The 21,021-nt window shown below is 65.3% G+C and carries 23 protein-coding genes; 6 read left to right on the top strand and 17 right to left on the bottom strand.

Annotation, left to right across the window (positions count from 1 at the left end; all coding sequences use genetic code 11):
• Positions 1 to 41: 41 nt before the first annotated feature.
• The 5 genes from NYR97_RS12305 to NYR97_RS12285 all read right to left on the bottom strand — a co-directional run bounded on the left by NYR97_RS12305 (position 42) and on the right by NYR97_RS12285 (position 2,723).
• Entirely contained in the window at positions 42 to 569 is a 528-nt protein-coding gene (locus NYR97_RS12305) for a F0F1 ATP synthase subunit delta (protein ID WP_316693452.1), read from the bottom strand.
• A 3-nt stretch (positions 570 to 572) separates the two neighbouring features.
• A complete protein-coding gene (locus NYR97_RS12300) occupies positions 573 to 1,043 on the bottom strand; it encodes a F0F1 ATP synthase subunit B (RefSeq protein WP_016901014.1) in 471 nt (156 codons plus the stop codon).
• Between the two features lie 113 nt (positions 1,044 to 1,156).
• The gene (gene atpE / locus NYR97_RS12295) at positions 1,157 to 1,459 is read right to left on the bottom strand and encodes a F0F1 ATP synthase subunit C (RefSeq protein ID WP_002814105.1); all 303 of its coding nucleotides are present in this window, start codon (positions 1,457 to 1,459) and stop codon (positions 1,157 to 1,159) included.
• Positions 1,460 to 1,531: 72 nt separating this feature from the next.
• Complete coding sequence (gene atpB, locus NYR97_RS12290; RefSeq protein ID WP_006450422.1) at positions 1,532 to 2,332, bottom strand: F0F1 ATP synthase subunit A; 801 nt, start codon at positions 2,330 to 2,332, stop codon at positions 1,532 to 1,534.
• Between the two features lie 25 nt (positions 2,333 to 2,357).
• Positions 2,358 to 2,723 (bottom strand): hypothetical protein, encoded by a 366-nt coding sequence (locus tag NYR97_RS12285; RefSeq protein WP_005920882.1) that lies wholly within the window; start codon positions 2,721 to 2,723, stop codon positions 2,358 to 2,360.
• Positions 2,724 to 3,252: 529 nt separating this feature from the next.
• Between NYR97_RS12285 and NYR97_RS12280 the strand changes: the two genes are divergently transcribed.
• Positions 3,253 to 4,065, top strand: a complete 813-nt coding sequence (locus tag NYR97_RS12280; protein WP_316693389.1) for a hypothetical protein — start codon at positions 3,253 to 3,255, stop codon at positions 4,063 to 4,065.
• A 347-nt stretch (positions 4,066 to 4,412) separates the two neighbouring features.
• On the opposite strand, the gene lpdA is transcribed toward NYR97_RS12280, so the two are convergent.
• From lpdA to NYR97_RS12255, 5 genes are all read right to left on the bottom strand, one after another.
• Positions 4,413 to 6,230, bottom strand: a complete 1,818-nt coding sequence (gene lpdA / locus NYR97_RS12275) for a dihydrolipoyl dehydrogenase (protein ID WP_316693387.1) — start codon at positions 6,228 to 6,230, stop codon at positions 4,413 to 4,415.
• A gap of 16 nt (positions 6,231 to 6,246) precedes the next feature.
• On the bottom strand, positions 6,247 to 6,894 hold the full coding sequence (locus NYR97_RS12270) for a hypothetical protein (RefSeq protein WP_316693385.1): 648 nt from the start codon (positions 6,892 to 6,894) through the stop codon (positions 6,247 to 6,249).
• On the bottom strand, positions 6,891 to 8,669 hold the full coding sequence (locus NYR97_RS12265) for a dihydrolipoyllysine-residue acetyltransferase (protein ID WP_316693383.1): 1,779 nt from the start codon (positions 8,667 to 8,669) through the stop codon (positions 6,891 to 6,893). Before NYR97_RS12265 ends, NYR97_RS12270 begins: the two co-directional genes overlap by 4 nt.
• A gap of 129 nt (positions 8,670 to 8,798) precedes the next feature.
• A complete protein-coding gene (locus tag NYR97_RS12260) occupies positions 8,799 to 9,557 on the bottom strand; it encodes a DUF2884 family protein (protein ID WP_425612990.1) in 759 nt (252 codons plus the stop codon).
• A 251-nt stretch (positions 9,558 to 9,808) separates the two neighbouring features.
• Positions 9,809 to 10,369, bottom strand: coding sequence for a DNA-deoxyinosine glycosylase (locus NYR97_RS12255; protein WP_316693380.1), 561 nt, complete (start codon positions 10,367 to 10,369; stop codon positions 9,809 to 9,811).
• 141 nt (positions 10,370 to 10,510) lie between these two features.
• On the opposite strand from NYR97_RS12255, the gene NYR97_RS12250 reads away from it, so the two are divergent.
• The gene (locus NYR97_RS12250) at positions 10,511 to 11,182 is read left to right on the top strand and encodes an OmpW/AlkL family protein (protein WP_006450414.1); all 672 of its coding nucleotides are present in this window, start codon (positions 10,511 to 10,513) and stop codon (positions 11,180 to 11,182) included.
• A gap of 268 nt (positions 11,183 to 11,450) precedes the next feature.
• Here the strand turns inward: NYR97_RS12250 and NYR97_RS12245 are convergent, their stop codons facing one another.
• The 5 genes from NYR97_RS12245 to NYR97_RS12225 form a co-directional block, all read right to left on the bottom strand.
• A complete protein-coding gene (locus tag NYR97_RS12245; protein WP_316693378.1) occupies positions 11,451 to 12,008 on the bottom strand; it encodes a CcdC protein domain-containing protein in 558 nt (185 codons plus the stop codon).
• A gap of 162 nt (positions 12,009 to 12,170) precedes the next feature.
• Complete coding sequence (locus tag NYR97_RS12240; protein WP_316693376.1) at positions 12,171 to 12,974, bottom strand: MetQ/NlpA family ABC transporter substrate-binding protein; 804 nt, start codon at positions 12,972 to 12,974, stop codon at positions 12,171 to 12,173.
• A gap of 129 nt (positions 12,975 to 13,103) precedes the next feature.
• Complete coding sequence (locus NYR97_RS12235; protein WP_205392555.1) at positions 13,104 to 13,799, bottom strand: methionine ABC transporter permease; 696 nt, start codon at positions 13,797 to 13,799, stop codon at positions 13,104 to 13,106.
• The gene (locus tag NYR97_RS12230) at positions 13,796 to 14,803 is read right to left on the bottom strand and encodes a methionine ABC transporter ATP-binding protein (protein ID WP_316693371.1); all 1,008 of its coding nucleotides are present in this window, start codon (positions 14,801 to 14,803) and stop codon (positions 13,796 to 13,798) included. The genes NYR97_RS12235 and NYR97_RS12230 overlap by 4 nt, the downstream gene beginning before the upstream one ends.
• Before the next feature lie 190 nt (positions 14,804 to 14,993).
• The gene (locus tag NYR97_RS12225) at positions 14,994 to 15,890 is read right to left on the bottom strand and encodes a DMT family transporter (RefSeq protein WP_316693369.1); all 897 of its coding nucleotides are present in this window, start codon (positions 15,888 to 15,890) and stop codon (positions 14,994 to 14,996) included.
• Between the two features lie 108 nt (positions 15,891 to 15,998).
• Between NYR97_RS12225 and NYR97_RS12220 the strand changes: the two genes are divergently transcribed.
• From NYR97_RS12220 to NYR97_RS12205, 4 genes are all read left to right on the top strand, one after another.
• Positions 15,999 to 16,484 (top strand): YajQ family cyclic di-GMP-binding protein, encoded by a 486-nt coding sequence (locus tag NYR97_RS12220; protein ID WP_006450408.1) that lies wholly within the window; start codon positions 15,999 to 16,001, stop codon positions 16,482 to 16,484.
• 7 nt (positions 16,485 to 16,491) lie between these two features.
• Positions 16,492 to 17,319 (top strand): alpha/beta hydrolase, encoded by an 828-nt coding sequence (locus NYR97_RS12215; protein ID WP_316698201.1) that lies wholly within the window; start codon positions 16,492 to 16,494, stop codon positions 17,317 to 17,319.
• Positions 17,320 to 17,468: 149 nt separating this feature from the next.
• On the top strand, positions 17,469 to 18,029 hold the full coding sequence (locus tag NYR97_RS12210) for a DUF1415 domain-containing protein (RefSeq protein WP_316693362.1): 561 nt from the start codon (positions 17,469 to 17,471) through the stop codon (positions 18,027 to 18,029).
• A 123-nt stretch (positions 18,030 to 18,152) separates the two neighbouring features.
• A complete protein-coding gene (locus tag NYR97_RS12205; RefSeq protein ID WP_316693360.1) occupies positions 18,153 to 18,959 on the top strand; it encodes an SDR family oxidoreductase in 807 nt (268 codons plus the stop codon).
• A 148-nt stretch (positions 18,960 to 19,107) separates the two neighbouring features.
• Here NYR97_RS12205 and NYR97_RS12200 read toward each other — a convergent pair whose 3' ends face one another.
• Positions 19,108 to 19,821 (bottom strand): pseudouridine synthase, encoded by a 714-nt coding sequence (locus tag NYR97_RS12200; protein WP_316693358.1) that lies wholly within the window; start codon positions 19,819 to 19,821, stop codon positions 19,108 to 19,110.
• Entirely contained in the window at positions 19,818 to 20,885 is a 1,068-nt protein-coding gene (locus tag NYR97_RS12195) for a class I SAM-dependent methyltransferase (protein WP_210762281.1), read from the bottom strand. Before NYR97_RS12195 ends, NYR97_RS12200 begins: the two co-directional genes overlap by 4 nt.
• Positions 20,886 to 21,021: the final 136 nt, after the last annotated feature.

Raw genomic sequence — 21,021 nt, 5'->3', positions numbered from 1 at the left:
GTCCTAGGTGCCGGCCGCGAGGGCCATGCGTTTATGTGAATTCAGTGGGCGAGCGAGCTTTGCAGACGCGCAAGCTTGCCCTTCAGCGAGCCGTCGATGACCACGTCGCCGGTGTCGATCACCGCGCCGCCGATCAACGAAGCATCCACCGCGGTGGTGATGTCCACCTCGCGGCCAAAACGCTTCTTCAGCGCAGCAGCGATCGTGTCCAGCTCGGTCGCGGTCATTTCGGTTGCCGAGGTCACTGTCGCCTTGACGACATGTTCGGCCTCGGCGCGCAGCTGTTCGTACAAGCCTGCGATTTCCGGCAGCACCGACAAACGCTGCGCATCGGCCAGCAAGCCAAGAAAACGCAGATAGTCTTCGCTCGCCGTTGGCGGCGCCAGTAACGTCACCGCCTGTTCCTGGCGCAAGACCGGGTTGAGCAGCAATGCAGCCACGCGCGGGTCGCCGGCCACCTGCGCCGAGAACGCCAGCGCATCGGACCAGAGTGTGAAGGTACCGCCCTCACGCGCGATCGCAAACGCGGCACGGCCGTAGGGACGGGCAAGTGTGAGGGCCTGGCTCATCGATTAAATCTCCGCCGCCAGCTCGTCGAGCAGCGCCTTGTGGGCGTTGGCATCGATTTCGCGCTTGAGCAGCTTCTCGGCACCACTGACGGCCAGCACGGACACCTGCTTGCGCAGTTCCTCGCGGGCACGCGTGGCGGACGCGTCGATCTCGGTCTGCGCCAGATCCTTCTGACGGTTGGCTTCGGCAATTGCCTCGTGCTTGGCCGCTTCGATGATCTGGTTGGCGCGCGCATGGGCCTGATCGATGATCTCGTTGGCCTTGGTGCGTGCGTCCTTCAGTGCTTCGTTGACCTTTTCCTGCGCCTGCGCCAGATCCTTCTGACTACGATCGGCCGCAGCCAGACCTTCAGCGATCTTTTGCTGACGCTCTTCGATCGCCTGCAGCAGCGGCGGCCAGATTTTGGTCGCGACGATCCAGATCAGACCGGCGAAGGCCAGCGCCTGGGCAAAGATGGTAAGGGTGATGTCCATGGGTCGCTCAATCGCTCTTTAGGGGTGAAAGCGCTGCCGCATGGCGACGCTTTCCGACCTTCATCCGCGGAGACAACCGCACGCGGTTGCCTCCACATCCTGCTACCGCTGGATCAGCCAGCAGCCTGCGACAGACGCTCGATGAACACCTGGGCCAGCGGATTGGCGAAGGCGAACAGCAGGCCGACAGCGACGCTGATGATGAACGCGGCGTCGATCAGGCCGGCGGTGATGAACATGCGGACCTGCAGCACCGGGATCAGTTCCGGCTGGCGCGCGGCAGATTCCAGGAACTTGCCAGCCATGATGGCCAGACCGAGGCCGGCACCCAGCGCGGCCAGGCCGATCATGATGCCGACGGCGAGGACGGTGGAGCTCTGGACTTGAGCGAGGTTGGTCAGGACGGCGAGGTACATGGTGATCTCCGAACGAAAGTTTCTAAGGGTGATGGATGAATCGGGATGAAGCAGATGAAGGGTGCAGCAAACTCAGTGACTGTCTTCGGCAAGGCTCAGATACACGATCGACAGCATCATGAAAATGAAGGCCTGCAGCGGAATCACCAACAGGTGGAACAGCATCCAGCCGAGGCCGAATACGCCGCCAGCAACCATGCCGGCGATGCCCGCACCGCCCAGCACCCAGATCAGCAGGAAGACGATCTCGCCGCCGAACATGTTGCCGAACAGTCGCATCGCCAACGAAATCGGCTTGCTCAGCCACTCGACGATGTTCAAAAGCAGGTTGAACGGCATCATCCACTTGCCGAACGGCGCCGTCAGGAATTCCTTGGTCATCCCGCCCACGCCCTTGGAGCGCAGCGAGAAGAAGATCATCAGGAAGAACACGCTGATCGACATGCCCAAGGTGGCATTGACGTCGGCGGTCGGCACCGGCTTCCAGGCGTGGATGCCGGCCCAGCCCAGCGGGATGGCGATGAAGTCGGCCGGGATCATCTTGATGAGATTCATCAACAGGATCCAGAAGAAGATCGTGATCGCGATCGGGGTCACCAGCTTGCTGGTGCCGTGGTAGGTGTCCTTGGCCTGCCGGTCGACGAACTCCAGGCAGATTTCCACGAAGGCCTGCCACTTGCCGGGCACGCCGGCGGTGGCATTGCGGGTCGCGGTCCAGAAGCCGACGACCATCACCAGGCCCATCAACACGGCCATGACCAGGGTGTCGACGTGAATGGTCCAAAACGTACCGCCACCCTCGCGAACCGGATAGATCAGGTTCTGCAAGTGATGCTGGATATAGGAGGTAGGTGTTGCTGCCTCGCCCGCCATGTGTCCGGAGCCCTTTAAGTTCGAATCAACGCCTGGCCAGAGCCAGAACCTGAAAAATCAGCCCGATGGCGATACCCGCCAACAAAGCCAGAGGAGGCAGCCGCCACAGGCCGAAGCCAAGCGCCAGCGCCACGAAAACCAATACCCACTTCAACACCATCGCCAGGATCAACCGGACCATGGCAATACCTGCCGCCTGGATCCCGCCCCCTAGCGCGGTCCGTGCTGCGACCCAGCCGCCCAGCACCGTCGCAAACCCGGTCAACGCCAGACCGGCAGCGTAACGGGGACCGACCAACAGCAACCCCAGACTGGTTATAGCTACAGCGGCAAGCGGATATACCGCAGCGCGCAGCATCAACCGCCGACCCGCGTCAACGGAGTTCAGCACTACGGTTACCTTACGTGTGAATGAGTGGGAAGCGCAGATGCGCCTCGTCGAGCCGCGAAAGTATAGCAATGGGACAAATTGCGAGACAACCGGCAGAAGTCACTAGCTGCTGCGGCGCACCATACAGGTGCTGCGGCAACGGGTGGGAACTTTGCCACAAACAGACGGTCATAACCTACGAGGCCTGCACATCCTCGTCGAAAGGTACTGCCGCAGGTCGCGTCTAGGAGCCCCGGGAGACCGGGGCTCCTGCTTTTTACGCATTTTGTCGCACCCTGCGACCTTCCCATCGGCGGTCCAATCGATGCGTTCCTGGCGCGATACCAGCCTCATCGTTTCGTTATTGGCGCCTCGATTGCGCGGCGCACGACTAAAGTCGAACTGTCCGCGGCACCGGACCGTTTTGTCCGATTGCTATTTCGGCCTTCACATTGAATCGACAGCTCGTTCACTTGTGAACGACACCGTTTTATCGATAGTGCGCGCCACAGGTCGGTTGCCTGCCTCTCTTGGAACTATGGAGCTCCCCATGAAACACCTTCTCGCACTGGTCATCCCGTGCGTACTGGCTGCCGCTTACGCCGCGCCTGCCCATGCCGAAGACACCGATGATCGCTTCCAGATTCGTCTCGGTGCGATGAACGTCGACAACGACAACACCATCCGTGGCAACACGCTGGTGGCAGGCAACAACGTGTCGGTCAATGAAGATTTCAAGCTCGGCGGCAAGGAATGGGAGCCGCGCATCGATGGCGTGTTCCGCATCAGCACCCGTCAGCGCCTGATCTTCGATTACTTCAAGTACGACAAGGATCGCCGCGAGACCCTGACCCAGGATCTGAGCGGCGGCGGCGTCACCGTGCCGACCGGCAGCTTCATCAAGGGTGAGCTGAAGTATCAGGTCGCCACCCTGGTGTACGACTACTCGGTCATCGATTCGCCGGAATTCAGCCTGGGCCTGCAGCTCGGTGCCGAATACGCCAAGGTCGAAGCCAACGCCTATGCCGATCTGGGCAGCGTGTTCAGCGGCGACGTGCTGAACGAGAAGGCCGACGGCGTGGCGCCGGTGGTCGGTATCCGCTTCACCGCGCGTCCGAGCGAGCATTGGCTGTTCAACGTGCAGGGCCAGTACCTCAACACCAGCTGGGGCAACTTCGACGATTACGACGGCGACCTGAGCCGCGCCAACGCGATTGCCGAATACCGCTTCACCAAGAACTTCGGCCTGTTCGCCGGCTACGACTGGTTCAAGCTCGACGTCGACCAGCGCGGCAGCGACGGTCTGATCGGTTTGAAGCAGGAGTTCAAGGGTCCGGTTGCAGGCGTGACGCTCGCGTTCTGATCTGCACGCAGCGCGCATCAAGCAGCGTTACACCAAAAGGCCCGCGCTTCGCGGGCCTTTTCGGTTTTTGCCACGTGCCGAATGCACCGCTATGGCCTTGGGTAGAGCTGCGCGGCGACGCACACCTCATCGGCCAACGGCATCTCACCTACGCTGGCACGCCGCGCATCCACCTGGTCCGGATCCTCGACAGCGCAGACCATCAACACGCGCCCAGCATTCCGTAGCGCATGCAGTGCCTCTCCGTAGGAGCGGCCGAATCCTGCAGCCGCTCCCGGCAGCATGCAGAAACGACGACGCCCCGCGCAAGGCGGGGCGTCGTTGGCAGTGCACGCTACGCGCGTGGCTTAATTCTTTTTCGGGATATACAGGTCGGTGATGGTGCCGTCGTAGACCTCGGCGGCCATGCCGACCGATTCGCTCAGGGTCGGATGCGCGTGGATGGTGTGGCCGATGTCTTCGGCTTCGGCGCCCATCTCGATCGCAAGGCCGATCTCGGCCAGCAGGTCACCGGCATGCACGCCGACGATGGCGCCACCGATCACGCGATGGGTCTCTTCGTCGAAGATCAGCTTGGTGAAGCCCTCGGTGCGGCCGATGCCGATCGCGCGGCCACTGGCGGCCCACGGGAACTTGGCCACGCCGACCTTCAGGCCCTTGGCCTTGGCTTCGGTCTCGGTCACGCCGACCCAGGCGATTTCCGGGTTGGTGTAGGCAACCGACGGAATCACCCGCGCCACCCATTCCTTCTTCTCGCCGGCAGCCACTTCGGCGGCCAGCTTGCCTTCGTGGGTGGCCTTGTGCGCCAGCATCGGGTTACCGACGATGTCGCCGATGGCGAAGATATGCGGCACGTTGGTGCGCATCTGCCGATCGGCCGGGATGAAGCCGCGCTCGGTGACGGTGACGCCGGCCTTGTCGGCGCCGATCTTCTTGCCGTTGGGCGTGCGGCCCACAGCGACCAGCACGCGATCGTAGGCGGTCGCTTGCAGACCCGGCTTTTCGCCTTCGGTCGCGGCTTCAAATGACACCGTGATGCCGCTGGCGTCGGCCTTGACGTCGGTGGCCTTGGTCTTGAGATGGACTTCCACGCCCTGCTTCTTCAGGCGGTCGGCCAGCGGCTTGACCAAGTCCTTGTCGGCGCCCGGCATCAGCTGGTCCATGAACTCGACCACGGTGACCTTGCTGCCCAGCGCGCTGTACACCGTGGCCATTTCCAGGCCGATGATGCCGCCGCCGACCACCAGCAGGGTCTTGGGAATGTCGTGCAGCTCCAGCGCGTCGGTGGAGTCCATCACGCGCTTGTCGTCCCAGGGGAAGTTGGGCAGCTTCACCGCTTGCGAGCCGGCCGCAATGATGCAGTGCTCGAAGCGCAGCAGCTGGGTCTTGCCGTCGTCGCCGACGATCTCCAGCTCGTTGGGCGACACGAACGATGCCACGCCGGTGACGGTACGCACCTTGCGCTGCTTGGCCATGCTGGCCAGACCGCCGGTGAGCTTGCCGACCACCTTTTCCTTGTACTCGCGCAGCTTGTCCAGGGTGATCTTGGGCTGGCCGAAGTCCACGCCGAAATCGCCGGCGTGCGCCACTTCATCGATCACCGCGGCGGCATGCAGCAGCGCCTTGGACGGGATGCAGCCCACGTTGAGGCAGACCCCGCCGAGACTGGCGTAGCGCTCGATCAGCACGGTGTCCAGGCCCAGGTCGGCGGCGCGGAACGCGGCGGTGTAGCCGCCGGGGCCGGCGCCGAGCACCACCATCTTGCATTCGATATCGGCCGGCTTGCCGCTGGCCAGCGCCGGCTTGGACGGCGCAGGTTCGGCCGGGGCGCGATGCGAGGGTGTCACCGGCGGCTTGCTGCCCGGCGCAGCGGCCGGTGCTGCAGCAGCCGGCTTGGTGTCGGCCTTGGCGGGCGCGGCGGCCTCGCCTTCGGTTTCCAGCAGCAGCACGACCGCCCCTTCGGACAGGTTGTCGCCGACCTTGATCTTGAGCTCCTTGACGACACCGGCGGCCGAGGACGGCACTTCCAGCGTGGCCTTGTCCGACTCCAGCGTTACCAGGCCCTGATCCTTGACCACGCTGTCGCCGACGGCGACCAGCACTTCGATGACGGGGACATCGCTGTAATCGCCGATGTCGGGAACCTTGATTTCAATGACCGCCATTTGCTTCTCCTGTGGCTCAACCGGCCGTGCCGGCAAGCGTCTGCTGGAGTTCATCCAGCGACGATTCGATTTGGGTCCAGCGCTTGTCGCGCTTCTTTTCCTTGCCTTCGCTGGCTTCGATCAGCAACGCGGCCTGCTGCACCAGCAACTCGCCGGCGCCGCAGCCCGGACGCGCGCCGCTGTAGCGAACGCCATCGACCTGGAACGACAGCACCTCGCCCTCGCTTACCGGCGCGGTGCGTCCGGTGGGTGCGAGCCGGGTCAGTGCAGCGGTCCAGTTGCTGACCAGGCGCTTTGCCAACGCTGCCGGAATCGGAATTTCCACCGTTTCCGGGGTCTGCTCGGTACGGAACTGCACGCTGCCGCGATCGCTCTGGCTGACCCAGCTGTAGACGCGCTCGTCAGCGCGGCTGTGGCGCAGGGTCCAGTCGGCGCCGTCCTTGCCCGGCAGCAGCGAGACGCCGCTTTCCACGCCGCGGGTGGGCAGCGTCAGCAACGACAGGCTTGGCTTGCCACCAGCATCGAGCAGCGTGGTGACCGCGGTGCCATAGTTGCCCACCGCCGGCGGCCAGCCGCGCCCGAGCGTGCTCTCGCACTCGCGTGCCGCCGCAGCCGTGCACGGCAACACGCCCAGCAGGGCGAGCGTCAGCAGCGCCGCTTTCACAGCAGGACGCGTCGCATGTCGGCCAGCACCTGGCTGAGGTAGGTGGTGAAGCGTGCGGCCAGCGCGCCGTCGATGACGCGGTGGTCGTAGCTCAACGACAGCGGCAGCATCAACTTGGGTGCGAACTCCTTGCCGTTCCACACCGGCTGCATCGCCGACTTGGACACGCCCAGGATCGCCACTTCCGGCGCATTGATGATCGGCGTGAACGCCGTACCACCGATGCCGCCGAGCGAGCTGATCGAGAAGCAGCCGCCGCTCATGTCGGCCGGACCCAGCTTGCCGTCGCGCGCCTTCTTGGCCAGCTCGCCGCTTTCCTGCGCGATCTGCAGCACGCCCTTCTTGTCGACGTCGCGGATCACCGGCACGACCAGGCCGTTCGGGGTGTCGGCGGCAAAGCCGATGTTGATGTACTTCTTCAGCGTGAGGTTTTCGCCGGCCGCATCGAGCGAGGCGTTGAACTCGGGGAATTTCTTCAGACCCGCAGCGCTGGCCTTGACCAGGAAGGCGAGCATGGTCAGCTTGATGCCGGCCTTCTCGTTTTCCTTGTTGAGGGCCACACGTAGCGCTTCCAGGTCGGTGATGTCGGCCGATTCGAACTGGGTGACGTGCGGAATCATGGCCCAGTTGCGTGCCAGGTTGGCACCGGAAATCTTCTTGATGCGCGACAGCGGCTGGGTTTCGGTCTCGCCGAACTTGCTGAAGTCCACTTTCGGCCAAGCCAGCAGGTTCAGGCCGTTGCCGCCACCGGCCGGCGCTGCACCTGCCGCGGCAGCCGCGCCGCCGCTGAGCGCGGCCTTGACGAAGCGCTGCACGTCCTCGCGGGTGATGCGGCCGCCCTTTTCGCTGCCCTTGAGCTGGTTCAGATCCACGCCGAGCTCGCGCGCGAACACGCGCACCACCGGGCTGGCATAGGCCACCTTGGACGGCAGCACGCTGTCGGCGTCGAAGGTCACCGGCGGGCTGGACGGGTTGCCGGCCGATGGCTGGCCGCCCTGTGCAGGCTGCGACGCCTCGCTGGAGCGCGCGCCCTGTACCTGCGCGATCTCGCGCTGGGCCAGCTTGTCCGGTACCGCAGACACGGCGACCGGCTCGACCTTGCCCGCCGTTTCGGCGGTATCGGTGGTGGGCTTGGCCGGGGACTGCGCCGCACCGGCACCGCCATCGCTGGCAGCGATGATGGCGACCACATTGCCCTGCGAGAGCGTATCGCCGACCTTGACCTTGAGTTCCTTGACCACGCCGGCGGCCGAGGACGGCACTTCCATCGTGGCCTTGTCCGACTCCAGCGTGACCAGGCTCTGGTCCTTGGCGACGGTATCGCCGACCGCGACCAGCACTTCTATCACCGGGATGTCGGTGTAGTCGCCGATGTCGGGCACAAGCGCCTCGATCAGGCCGCCTTCCGAGGATGCGGCAGGCGCCGCCGGCTCGGCCTTGGCGGCCGGCGCCGGGGCGGCAGCGGGCGCGGCCTTGGCCGGAGCAGCGGGCGCAGCCGCCGGAGCGGGGGCAGCCGCGGTTTCGGCACCGGCATCGGCCACTTCGATCAGCGCCACCAGCGCGCCCTGCGACAGCGAATCGCCGACCTTGACCTTGATCTCCTTGACCACGCCGGACACCGACGAGGGCACTTCCATGGTGGCCTTGTCCGATTCCAGCGTGACCAGGCTCTGGTCCTTGCTGACCGTATCGCCGACCGACACCAGCACCTCGATTACCGGGACATCGCTGTAGTCACCGATATCGGGGACAAGTGCTTCCTTGATTTCGGCCATACGGGGGAACTCCGGCAACAGAATGGGGAAACCCCTATTGTGGCCGGCTGCGGGCCGCAGCGCCAACCATTGCCGTGGAAAAAGTCGCACGCCGGGTGGGATGCAGCGTTTGCGCACGCACGCGCTGGATCATTTCGAGGCGCGTCGATCGACCCGCAACAGTTGCAGTGGCTCGCCCGAGGGCAAACGATACGCCAGCGCATTGTCCAGGCCATCGAGCGCTTCCACCCGCTCGCACAATTGCTGCGCGCGCGGCCGCAACGCACGCGCCTGCGGCTCGATCAGGCGCTCGATGCGCGCTTCCACGCCGTCCAGCGACCGCAGCTGCACATCGTTACCGGTCAATGCCGACTGCACCGCACCGGCGACGACATCGCCGATCAGTTGCGGCAGCAGCTCGGCCACCATGGCGCCGATGTCGTCATCGATGTCGATCGTGGTGAGCTGGCTCTTGCTGAAGCTCTGCTTCAAACGCGTATCGATCTTCTCGCGCACGTTCGCCATCTGGGTGCGCGTGGTCTCCGGGGTGCGGCTGAAACCGGCCGCCACCTCGCCCAGCGCGGTGACGGCGATATCGGCCGCTTCGCGCCCGACCTGCTGCGCCAGCGGTACCACCTCGCGGGTCTGGCGCTCGAACTGGATCAAGCGGGCGCGATCGTCCGCGCTCAGCGCCACCCAGCGGTCGTCGACGAACAAAGCGCCCTGGCGCAGTACCAGGCGCTGCGGCGTGCCCGATTCGCGGATCAGGATCAGGCTGCGCGGGTTGAGCGTGAGATCGTAGTCGCTGCTGACTTCGCAGTGCAGGTCTTTGGCCGCTGCCGCGTCCACGACACCGAACATGCCTGCTAGCAGCCCTAGCGCCATCATCAATCCGTGCTTGCTCGTCATCGCGCCGCTCCGTTGTGCATTGGGTTCAGCATGCCCGCGCGTGCCGGACGTGTGCCTGTGCCGGACGCTGGCATGACTTATGGCCGATAGCGGCGCCGCAGCCGGTCAAATCGGCGCTGCAGTTGGTATGCGCGTTGGTTCAAGCCGTTAAAATGCGTGCACATCGCTCGACCGGCACCATGCACCTCGCTCGTGTCTCGATCATGGGCATGTCTTCGATCACCACGTCGATGCATGCCTGGCCAACGTCGCTAGTCCAGGGCATCGTGCAACGGCTGCCAGGCGTCGCACAAACGTTGCAACGACCACGCTGCGTTGGCCGGGCTGGTGGACGGCAACGCCCAGACCGGCACTGCCTGCAACTGCGTTGGCAACAGCGGTTGCACGTGCCGACGCCACGCCTGCGCCGCAGCAGCACCATTGCAGGCCACCGCGCGCAGCTGCGGCAGCGTCGCCAGGCGCGCCGCCAACGGATTGACCACGATGCTGCTGGCGACGATGGCCGTATCCAGGCTGCCGCGCCGTTCGCATTGGCCGATCACATCCCACAAGCCGACGCCGCAGTGCGCCAACGCCTCCAGACGTTCGGCATACGCAACGCTTGCATCGATACTCAGCAAAACCTGCATCAAGGGCCAGAACCGATTGCGTGGGTGCGCGTAGTACATCGCCGCGTCCAGCGAGGCGTTGCCGGGCATCGAACCGAGCACCAAGACACGGCAATCGTCCGGAATGTGCGCTGGCAGGCCTTGCAACACGTCGTTTTTCGTCACGGCGATCGCACCTGGGTGAATGTCTTTTTCAGCTTGCATGTCGCAACCACGGCCTTCTTCGGAAACTTGCTGAACAAACGAAATTTTAGCGAGCTGCGGGTGGGCGTGGATTCAGATTTTCAGGAATAGCTTTGGCGCGGCCCACTCCACGGGCCCAACAAGAACACGAGGAGACCCCCAATGCGTTCCATTTCCATCCTGAGCCTGGCTGCTGTATCCGCACTTGCGTTTGCGCCGTCCGCTTTTGCACAAGACACCACCTACACCGGTGACACCTCCTCGGCTTCCACCAGCGCCGATAGCGCCTCTGGCAAGCATTGGGCAGTGGTCGGCGGTGTGGCCCTGATCAAGCCGAAGAACGACCCGGCCCCGGGCCTGGACGTCGATGGCGGGCCGGCGCCGACGCTGAGCGCCAGCTACTACATCAACGACAACTGGGCCGTTGAACTGTGGGGCGCAGCCGACAAGTTCAACCACCGCGTCAACGCCGATGGCGTGGGCAAGGTCGGTACCGTCGAGCAGCAGCCGATCGCCATCAGCGGCCAGTACCACTTCGGCCAGGCCGATAACGTGTTCCGCCCGTTCGTGGGCGTGGGCTACTACGAGTCGAACTTCAGCAACGAGAAGATCGACGCGGCCTCGGCCAGCGGCCAGCACGTGGGCCTGGACACCGCCAAGGGTGTCATCGGCACCGTCGGCGTGGACATGAACATCAACTCCACCTGGTTCGCACGTGCCGACGCCCGCTACATGCGTTCGCGTCCGGAACTGCGCGAAGGCGGCCAGGGCACCGGCAGCGAGCTGGAACTGGATCCGTGGACCGTCGGCTTCGGCGTCGGCGCGCGCTTCTAAGCACGTTCGAGCAAGCCAAGGTGTCAGTTGAAGAAAAACGGGCCGCAAGGCCCGTTTTTTTATGCGTGGGAATCGTGGCGCTCCACACATTTCGGAGCGCTGCATCTTGCGCGCGTTCTATGTGCGAAGGCCAGGCAGGACAGGCAGGACAGGCGGGCTTACCGCACCAGTGCCTATTCCGCGCAAGTGTGAGCGGCGCCTGTGCCGGCGCCAGTGCCAGTGCCAGTGCCAGCGAAGCATCGAGATGCGCTCACGTGCAGGCACCAGTTCAACGCCAGTAAACGCTGCCGCGCAGGCGCGCACTGCGCCAACGCCACCACAGCAAGGTGGCATACGCGAGCGCATAACCGAGCAGCACGCCGGCCGCACCCAGTAGGCTGGCATGACTGAGCCAGCCTTCCGTGGGCCAGGCCACGCCCTGCCAGGCGCTGCGCCAGCCCTGCACCATGCCGGCGATGACGCGCACCACCACCAACGCCGTCACTGCGAGCACCAGCCACAGATTGGGCCGGTAAAACAGGCCCTGCTGGGTGCGCTCGAAGCGGGTTAACCGCAACGCCAGCAGACCCAAGGCCAGCCCGCAGGCCCAGCCGAATGCGGCGTGGCTGATCGTGCCGGGCCAGAACGCCGCAGCAACCAGCGCGAAAATCACGAACAACACGTTGGAGAGCGCAGCCGAGGCCAGATTGATCATCAACAACCATCCACGGGCCTGTCGCCGCGCAGTACCGACACGGAAGCGCTGCACCAGCGACAACGGAAACAGCACCGCGAACACCGCCAGAGCGATGATCACGGCCAGCGGAATAGCAAGGAGAAGTGGCATCAGATGCTCAGTTGCGGCGAACAGTGGTTGGCAAAACGTCGCGGGCGCACGTCAGTCGGACGTGGACGGCGCGCTCAGGACCGCAGTGCACGCGAGATGTGTGCTGCGACGGGTACCGATCGCACCCGCCTGGCCACTGCGCAGCCGTGTGGATGACCGCTCTTAAAACGCCGGCAACACCGCGCCTTTGTACTTCTGCTCGATGAAGGCCTTCACTTCCGGGCTGGTCAGGGCCTTGGCCAACTTCTGCACGCGCGCATCGTCCTTGTTGTCCGGGCGCGCCACCAGGAAGTTCACGTACGGCGAGTCCTTGCTTTCGATCGCCAGCGCGTCGCGGGTCGGGTTGAGGCCGGCGTCGAGTGCGTAGTTGGTGTTGATCAGCGCCAGATCGACCTGGTCGAGCACGCGCGGCAGCATCGCCGAATCGAGCTCGCGGAATTTCAGCTGCTTGGGGTTTTCAACGATATCGCGCTGGCTGGACAGGGCGTCGCTCGGATCCTTGAGTTTGATCACGCCGGCCTTGTCGAGCAGGATCAGCGCGCGGCTGTTGTTGCTCGGGTCGTTGGGAATCACCACATCCGCACCGGTGGGCAGCTCGGCCAGCGTCTTGAACCGGCGCGAATACGCGCCGAACGGTTCGATATGCACGCCGACCACGGTCACCAGCTGGCTCTTGCGATCGCGGTTGTAGGCGTCCAGATACGGCTCGGTCTGGAAGTAATTGACGTCGATCTGCTTCTGCACGACCTGGTCGTTGGGCTGCACGTAGTCGTTGAACACGCGCACGTCCAGCTTGACGCCCTGCTTGGCCAGCAACGGTTCGACCACTTCCAGGATCTCGGCATGCGGCACTGCCGTGGCGGCCACGGTCAGCGTGTCGCCGCCGCTACTGCCACCGTTACCGCCGCAGGAGGCCAACGCCAGCGTGGCCGCAGCCAGGAGGGAACGAAACGCGAATGTGCTCATGTAGAGGGTCCGTGGGAGGAGGAATGCGGCGCTGCCGCAGGAGCTAAACCTAGCAGACCGCGGGTGCGGCAGGCGGCAATACTGGAACGGCGCCCTCTGCGCCGCACCAGCACCCAGCCGCATGCGACCTCAGCGCCGGCTGTAACGCGCCACCAGCCGGTCGCCCAGCATCTGCAGCAGCTGCACCAGCACCAGCAAGGCGATCACGGTGACCAGCGCCACATCCGAATGCGAGCGCAGGTAGCCTTCGCGATAGGCCACATCGCCCAGGCCGCCCGAGCCGATCGCACCGCCCATCGCAGTGAAGCCGATCAGCGCGATGGTGGTCACGGTGGCGCCGGCAATCAGCCCCGGGCGCGCTTCGGGCAGCAGTACGCGCAGCACCAGCTGCCACGTGGTGGCGCCCATCGCCTGGCTGGCTTCGATAATGCCGCGGTCTACCTCGCGCAAGGCGGTTTCCACCAGCCGCGCATAGAACGGTGCCGCGCCGACCACCAATGGCAGGATCGCGCCGCGCACGCCCAGCGAGGTGCCCATCAGCATCAGCGTGAGCGGAATCATCGCAATCATCAGGATGATGAAAGGCACCGAGCGCAGCAGATTGATCAGCGCCGCGAGTGCGCCGTACAGCACCGGGCGGCGGCGTAATTGGGGGGCGCCGCACAGGAACAGCGCAACGCCCAGCGGCAGGCCGATCAACAACGTCAGCGGCAGCGCGCCGGCCAGCATCAGCAAGGTGTCGAGCGTGGCCTGGCCGATATCGCCCCACTTGCCGGCATCGAGATTGCGGAAGAACCCATCGGCAGCGGCGAGCAACAGAGTCATACGCGCAGATCCTCCACTTGCACACCGGCTGCGACGAAGCCGGCACGTGCCGCGTTATGGTCGCCGCCGGTCAAGGCGACGATGAGCTGGCCGTACGGGGTGTCCTTGATGCGGTCCACGCGCCCGGACAGGATGTTGTAGTCCACGCCGGTCTCGCGCGCGATGCGGCCAAGCACCGGTTCGTAGGTGCCGTTGCCCAGGAAGGTCAGTCGCACGATGCGCCCGCCCACCGCAGCGAAGTCGCGATGCAGCTCGGCTTCGTCCACGTGCTCGGCTTCGGAGACGAAGCGCCGGGTGGTGGCGTGCTGCGGATGCAGGAACACCTCGGTCACCGGGCCGGTTTCGACCAGCTTGCCGGCGTCCAGCACTGCCACGCGGTCGCAGACGCGGCGGATCACGTCCATCTCATGGGTGATCAACACGATGGTCAGGCCCAGCTCGCGGTTGATCTGCGCCAGCAGTTGCAGCACCGAGGCGGTGGTCTGCGGATCCAGCGCGCTGGTGGCCTCGTCGCACAGCAGGATCTGCGGGCGGGTGGCCAGCGCGCGCGCAATACCGACGCGCTGCTTCTGCCCACCAGACAACTGCGCCGGATACTTGTTGGCGTGCTGCTCCAGCCCCACCCGCGCCAGCAGCTCGGCCACACGCGCATCGACCTCGGCGCGCGGGGTGCCGGCCAGTTCCAGCGGAAACGCCACATTGCCGGCCACGGTGCGCGATGACAGCAGATTGAAGTGCTGGAAGATCATGCCGATACGGCGGCGCAGCGTGCGCAGACCCAGGCTGTCCAGCGCGGTGACGTCCTCGTCGCCGATCAGCAGGCGCCCGCCGCTGGGTTCTTCCAGCCGGTTGATCAGCCGGATCAACGTGGATTTGCCGGCGCCGGAATGGCCGATGATGCCGAACACTTCGCCGGGGCCGATCCGCAGATCGAGCGGGTGCAGCGCCACGATCTGGCGACCGTTAACGGAATAAGACTTGTGCAGGCGCTGAAACTGGATCACCGCGCGTGGCCGATTGGGGGGTCGTGAAGCCTACCAGTCAATGTTTGCGGACGATATTCCATTAGGTTCTAACGGCTGTGATTCGGGATTCGGGATTCGGGATTCGGGATTCGGGATTCGGGATTCGCAAGAGCAAGGGCAAGGCGCTTCGGTTTTTGCGAATCCCCAATCCCCAATCCCGAATCCCCACTTACAGCCTATCCAACGGCGGCGCGCGATCCGCCTGACGAATCCGCTCCCGGCGCAGCAAATACAGCCCGCTGGCGACGATGATGCCGGCGCCGGTCCAGGTCCAGTTGTCTGGCAGGGTCTGCCACAGCAGCCAATCCCAGCCGATCACCCAGACCAGGCCGGTGTATTCCAGCGGCGCGATCATCGAGGCCTCGCCGCACAGGAAGGCCTGGGTCAGCGCGATCTGCCCCAGCGCCCCGGCCAAGCCCATGCCGGCGATCAGCCAGGCATGCTCGCCCCGCAACGGCACCCAGCCGGGGATGGCCAGCACACCGGCGCCGATCGCCATGAACAGCAGAAACCACACCACCATCGCCTGCGGGGTGTCGGTGCGGGTCAGCAAGCTCACGGTGATGGCCGCGATGGCGTAGGCAGTGGCCGCCAGCAGCACCATCAGGCCGGGCAGCGAGATCAGCCCGTCCACCCCGGGGCGCAGCACCACGATCACCCCGACCAGACCAATGCCAATGGCGGTCCAGCGTCGCGGCCCCACATGCTCACCCAGCAACGGCACCGACAGCGCCGCCACCAGCAACGGGGCAACGAAATACAGCGTGTAGGCGGTAGACAGCGGCATGCGCTTCAGGCCGTAGACGAAGCAACCGATCATCACCATGCCCAGCACCCCGCGCAGCAGATGCAGCCCCCAGCGCACCGGCACGATCGAACGCGGCCCGGCGGTGGCGAACACCCACATCAGCACGAACGGCAGCGAGGCGGCGCCACGCAACAAGGTGACCTGCAGCGGCGGGTAATGCGCAGACAACAGCTTCATGCCCGCATCCATCAGCGAGAAGCAGGCCACGGCGGCCACCATCCAGGCGATGGCGGGAAGCGGAGAACGGGTGTTGGGCATGACGCATTATCGCTGCGCCCACGCACCGACCGCCAACCCCCCGTCTCGACAGCACGCACGACGCGATGCCCTAGAATGGCGGCTGTTTTCAGATAGCAGGAGCTTTGCATGCCTTCCTTCGACGTGATCTCCGAAGTCGACAAGCACGAACTGACCAATGCGGTGGATCAGGCCAATCGCGAGCTGGATACGCGCTTCGATTTCAAGGGCGTGGAAGCCAGGTTCGAGCTGGAAGACGACAAGGTGATCAACCAGTCCGCGCCCAGCGATTTCCAGGTCAAGCAGATGACCGACATCCTGCGCGCACGCCTGCTGGCACGCGGCATCGACGTGCGTTGCCTGGAGTTCGGCGATATGGAAACCAATCTGGCCGGTGCGCGCCAGAAGGTCACCGTCAAGCAGGGCATCGAGCAGAAGCAGGCCAAGCAGTTGGTGGCCAAATTGAAGGAAGCCAAGCTCAAGGTGGAAGCGCAGATCAATGGCGACAAGCTGCGCGTGAGCGGCAAGAAGCGCGACGATCTGCAAGATGCGATGGCGCTGCTGAAGAAAGCCGATTTCGAGCTTCCGCTGCAGTTCGATAATTTCCGCGACTGAGCTAACCATCGACAGCACTGACCTCAAGCCTGGCAACGCCGCACGCTGCCACTGGCAACATGCGGCGCAGACACGCACGCCGCTGGCGCTGCTGTACCTGCACGGCTTCACCGCCAGCCCGGGCGAGGCCGGCGCACTGCCCGAACAGATGGCCGATGCATTGGGCGCCAACCTGTACGTGCATCGTTGGCCTGGCCATGGATGCAGCGCAGCCGATGCGATGCAAGGACTCACGCCTGCCACGCTGCAGGCCTCGGCACTGCAAGCATGGGCGCAGGCGCAGCGGATGGGCGAGCGCGTGGCGATCGTCGGCTCGTCCATGGGCGGCACGCTGGGTTTATGGCTTGCGGCGCAACAGCCCGATGCGGTGGCTGCGGTCGTCGCATGGTCGCCCGGCATCCGGCCTGCCGACCCTGCACTGCTCGATCAGGTCTGCGCGGCGCAGGCGCCATTGACCGATCCACGCCCACGCAACGCCGCATCCTTGGCATTCTGGTCGAACATCATCCACCCGGATGGATTCCGCGCGCTGCGCAGTCTGTTCGCGAGCGTAGCCGCCGACCCTCCGTGGTCGCGCGTGCGCTGCCCGGTGTTTGTTGGCTACTACCGCGCAGCCAACGGCGAGGAAGATCCAACCGCCTCGGTGCCGGCAATGCTGGACATGTTCGATGCGCTCGGCACCGCGGCAAGCCGCAAACAGGCGATGGCCTTCGACACCGGCGCGCATGCGATCGGCTCGCCGCACAAGACGCCGCTCGCCGATGCGGTTGCACAGGCATCGATCGCGTTTGTGCGTGCGCATGTGGCAGCTCCTGCGCAAACCGAAACTCGATAGGGCAGCGGCGCCAAGGCCGAACTGCACGTTGCAGTGACAGTGCGCACCGCCATCGCTCGCGCCTGCTTGACCGGGGCGCCGGAACAACCGCGCGCGGGCCGCGAAAACACCGATCGCATACACTGGCGCTCCATCACGCCGCCGCCACGATGACGTCCACGCCTTCCACGCTTGACCCGTTGACCGCCACCCGCCAGTGGATCGAGCGCGCGGTGATCGGTTTGAACCTGTGCCCGTTCGCCAAGGCGGTGTACGTCAAGGAGCAGGTGCGCCTGGTCCTCAGCGACGCCAGCACGCCCGAAGCGCTGCTCGAACAACTGGCCGAAGAACTGGTGTTGCTGCGCGACATCCCGGCCGAGCAGATCGACACCACCTTGATCGTGCACCCTGACGTGCTCACCGATTTCCTGGATTACAACGACTTCCTCGACAACGCCGATGCGGCCGTGGAAGCGCTGGATCTGGACGGCGTGTTGCAGGTGGCCAGCTTCCATCCGGACTATCAGTTCGCAGGCGCGGCGGTGGACGATGTGGCCAACTTCACCAACCGCTCGCCCTTCCCCACCTTGCACCTGCTGCGCGAAGACAGCGTGGAGCGTGCGGTGGCCGCCTTCCCCGACCCGGACGTGATCGTCGAGCGCAATATCGAGACGCTGGAACGCCTGGGCCAGGATGGCTGGGAACGTCTGTTGAACGCATCGACGCACTGATCAGCCGAGACACGGCGCGCGCGCAAGCGCGGCCGATGCAGCGACAGATCGCACGCGCGTCTTGCTGCGACCACCACAACGCACGCGTTACAGTGCCGACGACCTCACTGATGCGATGCTCCGATGCCCTTGATTCCGGCTGTTTCCGCATGGAACCCGTCCCCGCTGCAGGACCGCGTGGTGGTGATCACCGGTGGCGCGCAAGGCATCGGCCGCGGCATTGCGCAGGCAGTGCTGGGCGCAGGCGGCAGCGTGGTGATCGGCGATCTGGATGCGGACGCCGGCAAGGCCTGTCTGCAGGAATGGGCACTGCCGCAACGCAGCGCCTTCGTGCGTTGCAATGCCGCGCGCGAACCACAGGCAACGCGCTTGATCGCCACCGCACTCAAACGCTTCGGTCGCCTCGATGGCCTGGTCAACAACGCGGGCGTGGCCGATCCGCATGTCGCGCCCTTGCCGCAACTGGAGTGGGACGAATGGAATCGCCGGTTGGCGAGCCTGCATGGCGCATTTTTGTGCAGCAAGCAGGCCTTGCCTGCACTGGCGCAAGCCCAGGGCGGCGGCGCGATCGTCAATATCGCCTCCACCCGCGCCTGGCAGTCGGAGCCGCATAGCGAAGCCTATGCCGCCGCCAAGGGCGGCCTGGTGGCCTTCACGCATGCATTGGCGCTGAGCGAAGGCCCCCAGGTGCGCGTCAACAGCATCAGCCCGGGCTGGATCAGCACCGATGCCTGGCGTGCACCGCAGCGCAGGCGCACGCCCAAACTGTCGCGTCGCGACCATGCCCAGCACCCGGCCGGCCGGGTGGGCACGCCGGAAGACATCGCACAGCTGGCGGTGTATCTGCTGTCGCCGCAGCTGTCCGGCTTTGTGACCGGGCAGGACTTCGTCGTCGATGGCGGCATGTCGCGCAAGATGCAGTACGTCTAAAGTCTGTCGCAGGTTAGCTACTTGGAGCGGGGCGACAAAACGACGTGCACCGCCAGGCGGGCGCGGCCGTCTTCCTGGTTCCCGTCAGCACACCAACACGTTGGCGGGTACGGTGTTCTCACTGCTTGCGGGACCTGTGGGGCATGGATCATGCCTGCTCGCTGCGGCCGAACAACACCTCAAGATCGGGCGCTTCCAGCGTGCGCCATTGCCCGGACGGCAGACCGTCCAGCGACAGCCCGCCAATGCGGCTGCGGTGCAGCGCCACCACATGATTGCCGGCGGCGGCAAACATGCGCCGCACCTGGTGGTAGCGGCCCTCGTGCAAGGTCAAGCGCGCTTCTCGAGGGCCGAGCACATCCAGTTCGGCCGGCAGCAATGGTTTGGTTTCGCCTTCCAGCAGCAACGTGCCGCTGGAAAACAGCGCGGCTTCGTCGCCACGCAAGTCTTCGGCCAGAGTGACGTCGTAGACCTTGTCCAATGCGGACTTGGGCGAAATGATCCGGTGCAGCAACGCGCCGTCGTCGGTCATCAGCAGCATGCCGCTGGTTTCGCGATCCAGCCGCCCCACCGGCGCAAGCACCGGCGCACGCGAACGGAAGCGCAGCGGCAGCAGCTCATAGATCAACCGGCCGGTGTCCTTGGTCGAGCAGGTGTAGCCGCTGGGTTTGTGCAGCAACAGGCTGAAACCCGGCGGCGGATCCAGCGGTTCGCCATCGATGCGGATCGCGTCGTGCTCCACCTGGTCGTCGGCATACAGCACCTCGCCCTGGACATCGGTGACCGCGCCCTGGCGAAACAGCTGGGTCACCTGCTTGCGGCTGCCATAACCGAGATTGGCGATGTGCTTGACCAGCTTCATGCGCGCGCTCCACGGCCGCGGATGGCCGAGATCAGCTTGAAACCGTGGCGTTCGGCAGCCACGCGTACCTGCCCGAAGCTTTCGTTGAGCACGTATTCGTAAGGCAGATGCCGGTTGGCGACCAGCAACAACTGCCCGCCCGGGCGCAGTGCCTGCGCGGCCACCGAGATGAAGCGCTGCCCGATATCCGGGCGATCGGCACGCGAGGGCGTGTGGAACGGCGGATTGCTGACGATGAAGTCGTACTGCCCCACCAGGCCGGCGGTGACGTCGTGCCAGTGGTACTGCAGCTGCGCCGGATGCGCGATGCCCTGCAGATTGCGCTGCGCCAGGGTGAGTGCGCGCGCCTCGGCCTCGTACAGATCCAGCGCGGTGACCTTGGGGCAACGCGCCAGCACTTCGGCCGACAGATAGCCAAAGCCCGCACCCAGATCGGCGCCGTGCCCGGCCAGGGTGGTCGGCAGATGCTCGACCAACAGCGCAGAGGCAGGATCGATGCGGTCCCAGGCGAACACGCCCGGGCGGCTGACGAAGCGCCCGTCCAGAATGGTGCGCGGCGCATCCAGCGCGGCCCAGCGCGCCTGCAGCTGCACATCGGTGTCGGCGGGCAACGGGGCGCTCCAGTAGGTGCGGCAATGGTGCTTGGTCAGGCTGCCGGCCAGACCGGTGAGCTGGCGCAGATCGGCTTCGCCCGAACGCGCGCCCTCGTTGTTGGACTGGCAGGCCACCACGCGGCCACCCGGCGCGGTCAGCGCCACGGCGCGCGCAAACAGTGCACGCGCTTCCTCGCGCTGACGCGGCGGCAGCACCAGCACCAGAGCGTAGCGGGTGCTGTCGGCTTCGATCTCGCTCTCTTCGCGCACGTTCCAGCCGCTGCGCTCCAACGCCTCGGCGAACGGCCGAAAGCTCTGCTCGCAGGTCAGCGTATCGGCAGCGGCATGCTCACTGAGCGCAAAACCATCCCGCGCGCGCAGGAACAACACCGGGCCGTTGGGCCACGGCAGCACGCCCTGGGCGAAGGGCAGGAATAGGGTTTGAAGCGGGGCGTCGTGCGGGCCAGCCATCGGATCATCGGGTCGGGAACAGGCGGCCATTGTAAGGGACCGCTGCCGGCTACCCGGCGCCGCCGCTTGATCAAGCCTGGTGGTCGCGGGCGCGGTGCCCTCACCGCCCGCGGGACACGCCGTAAACCCGTCCCTG

Source organism: Xanthomonas hydrangeae (genome assembly GCF_032697525.1).
Taxonomy (GTDB): domain Bacteria; phylum Pseudomonadota; class Gammaproteobacteria; order Xanthomonadales; family Xanthomonadaceae; genus Xanthomonas; species Xanthomonas hydrangeae.
Note: the sequence above shows the minus strand (reverse complement) of the source record. Positions and strands in the feature narration are given on the sequence as shown.

What these genes read in the sequence shown, in the direction of transcription:
- NYR97_RS12305 (WP_316693452.1), bottom strand. Translation starts at nt 569, where the DNA reads ATGAGCCAGGCCCTCACACTTGCCCGTCCCTACGGCCGTGCCGCGTTT.
- NYR97_RS12265 (WP_316693383.1), bottom strand. Translation starts at nt 8,669, where the DNA reads ATGGCCGAAATCAAGGAAGCACTTGTCCCCGATATCGGTGACTACAGC.
- NYR97_RS12225 (WP_316693369.1), bottom strand. Translation starts at nt 15,890, where the DNA reads ATGCCCAACACCCGTTCTCCGCTTCCCGCCATCGCCTGGATGGTGGCC.
- NYR97_RS12280 (WP_316693389.1), top strand. Translation starts at nt 3,253, where the DNA reads ATGAAACACCTTCTCGCACTGGTCATCCCGTGCGTACTGGCTGCCGCT.
- NYR97_RS12260 (WP_425612990.1), bottom strand. Translation starts at nt 9,557, where the DNA reads ATGACGAGCAAGCACGGATTGATGATGGCGCTAGGGCTGCTAGCAGGC.
- NYR97_RS12205 (WP_316693360.1), top strand. Translation starts at nt 18,153, where the DNA reads ATGCCCTTGATTCCGGCTGTTTCCGCATGGAACCCGTCCCCGCTGCAG.
- NYR97_RS12250 (WP_006450414.1), top strand. Translation starts at nt 10,511, where the DNA reads ATGCGTTCCATTTCCATCCTGAGCCTGGCTGCTGTATCCGCACTTGCG.
- NYR97_RS12245 (WP_316693378.1), bottom strand. Translation starts at nt 12,008, where the DNA reads ATGCCACTTCTCCTTGCTATTCCGCTGGCCGTGATCATCGCTCTGGCG.
- NYR97_RS12300 (WP_016901014.1), bottom strand. Translation starts at nt 1,043, where the DNA reads ATGGACATCACCCTTACCATCTTTGCCCAGGCGCTGGCCTTCGCCGGT.
- NYR97_RS12240 (WP_316693376.1), bottom strand. Translation starts at nt 12,974, where the DNA reads ATGAGCACATTCGCGTTTCGTTCCCTCCTGGCTGCGGCCACGCTGGCG.
- atpE (WP_002814105.1), bottom strand. Translation starts at nt 1,459, where the DNA reads ATGTACCTCGCCGTCCTGACCAACCTCGCTCAAGTCCAGAGCTCCACC.
- NYR97_RS12235 (WP_205392555.1), bottom strand. Translation starts at nt 13,799, where the DNA reads ATGACTCTGTTGCTCGCCGCTGCCGATGGGTTCTTCCGCAATCTCGAT.
- NYR97_RS12200 (WP_316693358.1), bottom strand. Translation starts at nt 19,821, where the DNA reads ATGAAGCTGGTCAAGCACATCGCCAATCTCGGTTATGGCAGCCGCAAG.
- NYR97_RS12220 (WP_006450408.1), top strand. Translation starts at nt 15,999, where the DNA reads ATGCCTTCCTTCGACGTGATCTCCGAAGTCGACAAGCACGAACTGACC.
- NYR97_RS12255 (WP_316693380.1), bottom strand. Translation starts at nt 10,369, where the DNA reads ATGCAAGCTGAAAAAGACATTCACCCAGGTGCGATCGCCGTGACGAAA.
- atpB (WP_006450422.1), bottom strand. Translation starts at nt 2,332, where the DNA reads ATGGCGGGCGAGGCAGCAACACCTACCTCCTATATCCAGCATCACTTG.
- lpdA (WP_316693387.1), bottom strand. Translation starts at nt 6,230, where the DNA reads ATGGCGGTCATTGAAATCAAGGTTCCCGACATCGGCGATTACAGCGAT.
- NYR97_RS12195 (WP_210762281.1), bottom strand. Translation starts at nt 20,885, where the DNA reads ATGGCTGGCCCGCACGACGCCCCGCTTCAAACCCTATTCCTGCCCTTC.
- NYR97_RS12210 (WP_316693362.1), top strand. Translation starts at nt 17,469, where the DNA reads ATGACGTCCACGCCTTCCACGCTTGACCCGTTGACCGCCACCCGCCAG.